Raw genomic sequence first — 7268 nt, 5'->3', positions numbered from 1 at the left:
GGGGTGGGATCCGGGTTATGGCGCTGCGCGGGGCCCGGGTACTGATTACCCGCAGCCCGGAACGCTCACTGCCCCTGGTGGCGGCACTCGAGGAGGCCGGCGCCGAGGCGCTTCTGCTGCCGTTGATCGATTTTGAACGTGCCGGTGACCAGCACTCGCTGGACGTGGCCTGCGATGCGCTCGGTGCCGGCGGGTTCGAGTGGCTGATCATCAGCAGCGCCACAACAGTCCATGTGCTCGCCGCCAAGGCAACCGAACAAGGCCTTACGCTGCGCCAGTGGATCCCCGCCGCCACCCGGATCGCTGCGATCGGACCGGCCTGCCGGCGTCTCCTCGAAGCCGCCGGACTGCCGGTGGATCTCACGCCCCGGGACGAACAGTCCGCCTCGGGACTGCTCGAGGTGTGGCCCCCTGGCACCGGCAAGGTACTTCTTCCCCAAGCGGACATCGCGCCTGCACGACTCGCCGAAGGGCTGACGGCGGCAGGCAGCGCCGTCACGGCTGTGACCGCCTACCGCACCGTCGACTATCCAGCGGCAGCGGAGCGCAGGCTGTCCATACCGCCGGAGGATGCGGGACCGGGGCGGGGTACGCCGTCGTATTCCCTTCTTGCACCGGAAGCGGCTGCTGACGACATCGCGGCCGGACGCATCCAGGCCGTAGTCGCGGCGTCGCCCAGCGCCGTCCGGCGAATCCATCAGCTCTCGCCCTTGCACGGGTGCCGCCTCGTGGTGATCGGACGGTCGACGGCGGAACAGGCCGCCGCCCTGGGCCTGCCCGTGGCAGCAATTGCCGGAGAGCCGACACCGCAAGGGCTGGTGGCGGCCGTCGGAGCGGCACTTGGCACCGGTGGGAGTGCCGGCCGGCAACCACCCTGACCTGCCTCTACGCAGCCAGCCGGAACTTCCGGCCACCCCTCGAACCAATCCCAAGGACAGGACCATGACTTTTCCGAGCCAACGCCCCCGCCGCCTCCGCACCACCCCGGCCATGCGCCGGCTGACAGCTGAAACCCGGCTGGCCCCGGCCGAGCTGATCCTGCCGGCCTTCATCCGGGAAGGCCTCACCGAGCCGAACCCGATCACGTCGATGCCCGGAGTCGTCCAGCACACCACGGAGACGCTCAAGCGGGCCGCAGCAGAAGCCGTTGAGCTTGGCCTTGGCGGCATCATGCTGTTCGGCATCCCGGAGACGAGGGACGCCGAGGGCACCGCCTCCCTTGACCCTGACGGCGTCTTGAACAAGGCCATCCGGGATGTGCGCTCAGAGGTCGGCGACGACCTGGTGATCATGAGCGATGTTTGCCTGGACGAGTTCACCGATCACGGGCACTGCGGCGTACTGGACGCCGAAGGCTATGTGGACAACGACCGCACCGTTGAGATTTACGCCCGGATGGCCGTGGCACAGGCCGACGCCGGTGCCCACATGCTGGGCCCGTCGGGCATGATGGACGGCCAGGTTGGGGCCATCCGCGGCGCCTTGGACCAGGCAGGGCACACCAATACCTCCGTTATTGCCTATGCGGCCAAGTACGCGTCGGCCTTCTACGGTCCGTTCCGGGAAGCCGTCGACTCCCAGCTCAAGGGGGACCGGCGCACGTACCAGATGGACGCGGGCAACCGCACTGAAGCCCTTCGCGAGGTTGAACTGGACCTCGCCGAGGGGGCGGACGTGGTGATGGTGAAGCCGGCCATGAGCTACCTGGATATCGTCGCCGATGTGGCCGCGATGAGCGCGGTCCCGGTGGCGGCCTACCAGATCTCGGGGGAGTACGCCATGATCGAGGCTGCCGCCGGGAACGGCTGGATTGACCGGCGTGCGGCCATCACCGAATCCGTGCTCGGCATCCGCCGTGCCGGCGCCCACATGGTGCTGACGTACTGGGCAGCTGAACTGGCCGGCTGGCTGAAGGAGTCACAATGAGCGAGATCCCGCCCCTTCCCACGGCCCCGGTCGGCGCGGACCGGATCCTGATCGGACTGAACACCTTCGGCGACGTCGGCGAGCACCCGGACGGCAGCCCGCAGCCGCATGCCCAGGTGCTGCGCCAGCTGCTCGAACAGGCTGAGCTGGCGGACGCCGTCGGACTCCACGCCTTTGGTGTGGGCGAACACCACCGCAAGGACTACGCGGTATCCGCGCCCGAGGTTTTCCTCGCTGCCGCTGCCGCCCGCACCACGAGGATCCGCCTCGGCTCCGCAGTCACGGTCCTGAGTTCGGATGATCCCATCCGGGTTTTCCAGCGGTTCTCCACTGTGGACGCCCTCTCGAACGGCCGGGCGGAAGTGATGCTGGGCCGCGGATCGTTTATCGAATCCTTCCCGCTGTTCGGGCTGGACCTCGCAGACTATGACGTCCTGTTCGAGGAGAAGCTGGAGCTGTTCGACAAGGTCAGGGCGCAGAAGCCAGTCCACTGGGAAGGCCGCACCAGGCCGGCCCTTTCCGGCCTGAGCGTATACCCGCCCCTGGAACGCCACCTGCTGCCCACCTGGATAGGCGTCGGCGGAACACCCGAGTCCGTTCTCCGCTGCGCCCAGTACGGGTATCCGATCATCTTCGCCATCATTGGCGGACAGCCGCGCGGTTTCCGTCCGCTGGTTGACCTGTACCGGGAAGCCATGGCCAAGTACGGCCATCCAATGCAGCAGGTGGCCACCCATTCGCCCGGCCACGTGGCGGATACCGACGAGCAGGCCCGCGAGGAACTCTTCCCGCACTGGTTAAAGCTGCGGAACAAGATCGGGGCCGAGCGTGGCTGGGGGCCTGCCGGACGGGGGGAGTTCGACGCCCTGTGCGCTCCTGAAGGCGCCCTTTACGTGGGATCGCCGGAAACCGTTGCCCGGAAGATTGTCCTGCTCAAGCGAAACCTGGGTGTGGATCGTTGCGACTTCAAGTACAGCAACGGCCCATTGCCGCACTCCGCCATGATGCGGTCCATCGAGCTGCTGGGGACAGCGGTGGCGCCCCGTGTGGCTGAATTGCTTGGCACCTGACGCACCGGCTAACTGAGAGAATGGGAACCATGACTTCCAGCAATCCTCGCAACCAGGCACTTTTCGACCGCGCCCGCCAGCTGATGCCGGGCGGAGTCAACTCACCCGTAAGGGCCTTCGGGTCCGTGGGCGGAACTCCGCGCTTTATGGTCTCCGCCAAAGGCCCGTACCTGACGGACGCCGACGGCAAGGAATACGTGGACCTGGTCTGCTCCTGGGGGCCGGCACTGCTGGGCCACGCACACCCGGCCGTGCTGGAGGCCGTCCACGCGGCCGTGGACCGCGGCCTGTCCTTCGGCGCCTCCACCCCTGATGAGGCAAACCTTGCTGCGATCGTGCAGGACCGCGTGCCCGCGGTCGAGCGGCTCCGGATGGTTTCCACCGGCACTGAAGCAACCATGACTGCCGTCCGCCTGGCCCGCGGCTTCACCGGCCGAAACCTGATCATCAAGTTCGCAGGTTGCTACCACGGGCATCTGGACAGCCTCCTGGCGTCGGCAGGTTCGGGCGTGGCAACGCTCGCCCTGCCAGGCTCAGCCGGTGTCACCGAGGCCACGACGGCCGAAACCCTTGTGCTGCCGTACAACGACCTCACCGCCGTGAAGGAAGCCTTCGCCGCCCACGGACCCAACATCGCAGCCGTCATCACTGAAGCGGCGCCGGCCAACATGGGCGTGGTAACTCCGGAGGACGGCTTCAACCTCGGCCTGTCCCGCATCACCCGGGAACACGGGGCGTTGCTCATCGTGGACGAGGTGCTCACCGGGTTCCGCACCGGCTACTCCGGCTATTGGGGCCTCACCGGCGGCGCGCCGGACGCCGCTGAACCCTGGACACCGGACCTGCTCACCTTCGGCAAGGTCATCGGCGGGGGAATGCCGACGGCGGCCCTGGGCGGACGTGCCGACATCATGGACCATCTTGCCCCCACGGGTCCGGTGTACCAGGCCGGGACGCTCTCCGGGAACCCGGTTGCGATGGCTGCGGGTGTTGCAACCCTGACGCACGCCACCCGGGACGTCTACTCCTTTATCGACGTCCGCTCCCTGGAGCTCTCCTCGGCCCTGTCCGCTGCACTGGATGGCGCCGGGGTTGACCACTCCATCCAGTTCGCCGGGAACCTTTTCTCGGTGGCTTTCGGCACCTCGGCCAAGGGCGTGCATAACTACGCCGACGCCCAGGCGCAGGAGAGCTTCCGCTACGCGCCGTTCTTCCACTCGATGCTGGAGTCCGGGGTCTACCTCCCGCCATCCGTCTTCGAGGCATGGTTCCTGTCCGCCGCGCACGACGACACTGCCATGAACCGGATTTTCGATGCACTTCCGGCCGCAGCAAAGGCGGCAGCAGCCGCCCAAGGCTAGTTCCGCCGTCGGGCGTTAACATCCCCGGGGTACATCCCCGCGCCGGACACAAAAATCCCCGGTTGCATTACGCAACCGGGGATTTCTTTGTGCATTGCCCAGGAGCTACAGAACGTCCGAGAGGAAGTTCCTCAGGCGGTCCGTGCGGGGCTCACTGAAGATCTGCTGGGGAGGACCGGATTCCACCACTACTCCAGCGTCCATAAACGTCACCGTGTCCGACACGTTGCGGGAGAAGCCCATTTCGTGAGTCACCACCACCATGGTCATCCCGCCCTTTGCGAGGTCCGTCATAAGCGCCAGAACGCCTTTGACGAGCTCGGGATCCAGCGCGGAGGTAGCCTCGTCAAAAAACATGACTTCCGGCTTCATGGCCAGTGCCCGGGCGATCGCCACGCGCTGCTGCTGGCCTCCGGAGAGGTTGGCGGGGCGGGCATCGGCCTTGTGCTTCAGGCCCACCAGGTCCAGCTGCTCCAGGGCTTCTGCGCGGGCCTGGTCCTGCGGCAGCTTGCGCAGCTTCCTCAGGGCCAGCGACACGTTGTCCACCACGGTTTTGTGCGGGAACAGGTTGAACTGCTGGAACACCATGCCGATCCGCTGCCGGAGCTCGTCCGGGTTATCCTTCAGGACCGAACGGCCATCCAGGAGGATGTCGCCCTGATGGGGTTCAATCAGCCGGTTCATCACGCGCAGCAGTGTGGACTTGCCGGATCCCGAAGGGCCGATCACCGAGGCAGTAGTGCCCTTTTCCACGTGCAGGTCAATGCCGCGGAGAACGTGGTTGTGCCCGAAGGACAGGTGCAGGTTCTTGCCGGTCAGGGTTCCGGACGCGAATTCCGTCATGCGTGTGCCCCCTTGCCGATAGGTGCTGCCAGCTCATCCGGTTCCTTCTTTTCCGGCTTGCCGGTACGCAGCCGGTTGTCGATGAAGTTCACGAAGTGCGTCAGCGGAACGGTCAGGATCAGGTACAGCACACCTGCGGCCACCAGCGGAGAGAGGTTGCCCGTGTTGGCCATGGCGTCGTTTCCGATCCGGAAGATCTCCCGGTCCGAGGCGGCCAGGCCAAGCATGAACACCAACGAGGAATCCTTCAACAGCGAGATGAACTGGTTTACCAGCGCGGGAAGGACCCGCCGGATACCCTGCGGAACCACCACCAGGCGCATGGAACTGCCGTAGCTGAAGCCCAAGGCCCGGGACGCCTCCAACTGCCCCTTCTCCACGCTCTGGATGCCGGAGCGGAAGATTTCACCGATGTAGGCTGCCGCGATGAGCGTCAAGGCCAGGATGCCCAGGGGGTACGGGTTCCGGGACCCGGTAATTTCCCGGGCGATGGGACTGAGCCCGATACCGATGACCAGGATCACCAGGATGGCGGGGAGCCCACGGAAGATATCGGTGTAGATGCGTGCAACCCAACGGGCCCCCGCGTTGCGCGAGATCCCCATCATGGCCAGCGCCAGCCCCAACAGGGAACCAAAGACGCCGGACGCCACAGCCAATATCAGGGTGTTGGGCAAACCGACCATAAGCAGGGCGGGAATGACTTTAGCCATTTCCTCCCAGTTGAAGAAGGTGTCAGCCAGCTGATCCAAGAGATCCATAGACGTTGCGGCTCAGTCAGCTTTGGGGAACCGTGGCGGCCTTGCTGCCCGGCTTCCAGTCGCTCGGCATCTCGCGGTCCGGGTACCACTCCTTGGTCAGCTTGGACCAGGTTCCGTCAGCGATAACGGCGTCGAGGCCGGAGTTCAGCGCGTCGATCAGCGGCTGGTTGTCCTTGGCCACGGCGTAGGCGGTGAAGTTCTGCGTGTTGACAACGGACTCGGCGATGACGGTGCCGTCGCCTTCCTTCACCTGGCCGGTGGCCTGCTGGGACGGAGCGACCCAGGCGTCCACCTGGCCGTTGCGCACGTTGGCGTACACGGTGGCGTAATCCGGGAAGCGGATCGGCTCCAGCTTCAGGGTGTTGGTGACGTAGTCGTCCTGGACGGTGCCTTGGACGACGCCGATGCGGAGGTCGCCGGTGAGGTCGGCGAAGCCCTTGACGCCGCTGTCGGTCTTGGCAACTACTGCCATGAAGCCGAAGTCGTAGCCGTTGGTGAATCCGACGTTCTCACGGCGGGCGTCCGTGGTGGAGATGGAGGAGGAGCCGACGTCGAACTGCTTGGTCTGCACCTGGGAGAGGAGTGCCGAGAAGTCCGTTGCAACGAATTCGACCTCAAGGCCGAGCTTGCCGGCGATGGCGCGCAGCAGTTCGTTGTCGTAGCCGGTGAACTTTCCGGAGGGGTCAATGAAGATGTTCGGCGGGGCGTCCGACAGGGTGCCCACCTCGAGCTTGCCTTCAGTGTTGAGGCCGAGCTTGGTCTTGTCGATTTGATCGAGCGGGGTGACGTCGGCGGTGGTGTACTTGTCCAGCGTCTGCTGGTCACTGCCGGCGAGGGCATCCGTGGGCGTTCCGGCGGGCTCGGCAGATCCTGAGCCGCATGCTGCGAGGGAAACCGCGAGGGCTATTGCCACGGGAGCGGTTGTCAGCCACTTCATCGCTTTGATTTTCATCAGGTTGTCACTTTCATTGAGTCATAAGTCAACCGGGCCGCAAGGCTGCGCTGGTGGCGCCTGGCACCTGCCAGGTGCTGGTCAGGCAAGGCCAGTGCAGGGGTGACCGCAAAACTTTATTGTCTCACTCGGGCGTTTCCGGTCCGGATCGTGAAGAAGCGCGGACGGGACTCGCGCCTTTGCGAACAAAATTCGCCCTGAGGCTACTTTGTCCGCCGTGATGAGCCGTGAGTAGCCTCCGCAGCGAATCCTCGCAAACCGAAAGCGGACTGCCTTATGAAGCGATATTACTGTGAAATATATCTCGGAACGGTGGCTCGGCCTTGGGGGGGCTAGAAGCCGCCGGCGCTGGCAT

General features: G+C 65.4%; 7 protein-coding genes. 4 read left to right on the top strand and 3 right to left on the bottom strand.

Going from position 1 to position 7268, the window contains the following annotated elements:
- Positions 1-17 precede the first annotated feature (17 nt).
- From AC5RWX_RS28260 to hemL, 4 genes are all read left to right on the top strand, one after another.
- Positions 18-878 (top strand): uroporphyrinogen-III synthase, encoded by an 861-nt coding sequence (locus tag AC5RWX_RS28260; protein WP_494099564.1) that lies wholly within the window; start codon positions 18-20, stop codon positions 876-878.
- A gap of 64 nt (positions 879-942) precedes the next feature.
- The gene (hemB, locus tag AC5RWX_RS28255) at positions 943-1926 is read left to right on the top strand and encodes a porphobilinogen synthase (RefSeq protein WP_494099563.1); all 984 of its coding nucleotides are present in this window, start codon (positions 943-945) and stop codon (positions 1924-1926) included.
- Positions 1923-2996 (top strand): LLM class flavin-dependent oxidoreductase, encoded by a 1074-nt coding sequence (locus AC5RWX_RS28250; protein ID WP_494099562.1) that lies wholly within the window; start codon positions 1923-1925, stop codon positions 2994-2996. The genes hemB and AC5RWX_RS28250 overlap by 4 nt, the downstream gene beginning before the upstream one ends.
- A 29-nt stretch (positions 2997-3025) precedes the next feature.
- On the top strand, positions 3026-4357 hold the full coding sequence (gene hemL / locus AC5RWX_RS28245; RefSeq protein ID WP_494099561.1) for a glutamate-1-semialdehyde 2,1-aminomutase: 1332 nt from the start codon (positions 3026-3028) through the stop codon (positions 4355-4357).
- A 105-nt stretch (positions 4358-4462) separates the two neighbouring features.
- On the opposite strand, the gene AC5RWX_RS28240 is transcribed toward hemL, so the two are convergent.
- From AC5RWX_RS28240 to AC5RWX_RS28230, 3 genes are read right to left on the bottom strand one after another with little or no spacing between them, the layout of a single operon-like run.
- A complete protein-coding gene (locus AC5RWX_RS28240) occupies positions 4463-5200 on the bottom strand; it encodes an amino acid ABC transporter ATP-binding protein (protein ID WP_494099560.1) in 738 nt (245 codons plus the stop codon).
- A complete protein-coding gene (locus AC5RWX_RS28235; protein WP_494099559.1) occupies positions 5197-5961 on the bottom strand; it encodes an amino acid ABC transporter permease in 765 nt (254 codons plus the stop codon). The genes AC5RWX_RS28240 and AC5RWX_RS28235 overlap by 4 nt, the downstream gene beginning before the upstream one ends.
- Before the next feature lie 16 nt (positions 5962-5977).
- Positions 5978-6913: an ABC transporter substrate-binding protein gene (locus tag AC5RWX_RS28230; RefSeq protein WP_494099558.1), complete on the bottom strand. Its 936-nt coding sequence runs from the start codon at positions 6911-6913 to the stop codon at positions 5978-5980.
- Positions 6914-7268 lie beyond the last annotated feature (355 nt).

The sequence above is a fragment of the Arthrobacter sp. SPT-J7 genome, assembly GCF_059089965.1.
The sequence above is the reverse complement of the archived record's forward strand: the minus strand, read 5'-3'. Positions and strand labels throughout refer to the sequence as shown.

What these genes read in the sequence shown, in the direction of transcription:
- AC5RWX_RS28230 (WP_494099558.1), bottom strand. Translation starts at nt 6,913, where the DNA reads ATGAAAATCAAAGCGATGAAGTGGCTGACAACCGCTCCCGTGGCAATA.
- hemL (WP_494099561.1), top strand. Translation starts at nt 3,026, where the DNA reads ATGACTTCCAGCAATCCTCGCAACCAGGCACTTTTCGACCGCGCCCGC.
- AC5RWX_RS28260 (WP_494099564.1), top strand. Translation starts at nt 18, where the DNA reads ATGGCGCTGCGCGGGGCCCGGGTACTGATTACCCGCAGCCCGGAACGC.
- AC5RWX_RS28235 (WP_494099559.1), bottom strand. Translation starts at nt 5,961, where the DNA reads ATGGATCTCTTGGATCAGCTGGCTGACACCTTCTTCAACTGGGAGGAA.
- hemB (WP_494099563.1), top strand. Translation starts at nt 943, where the DNA reads ATGACTTTTCCGAGCCAACGCCCCCGCCGCCTCCGCACCACCCCGGCC.
- AC5RWX_RS28250 (WP_494099562.1), top strand. Translation starts at nt 1,923, where the DNA reads ATGAGCGAGATCCCGCCCCTTCCCACGGCCCCGGTCGGCGCGGACCGG.
- AC5RWX_RS28240 (WP_494099560.1), bottom strand. Translation starts at nt 5,200, where the DNA reads ATGACGGAATTCGCGTCCGGAACCCTGACCGGCAAGAACCTGCACCTG.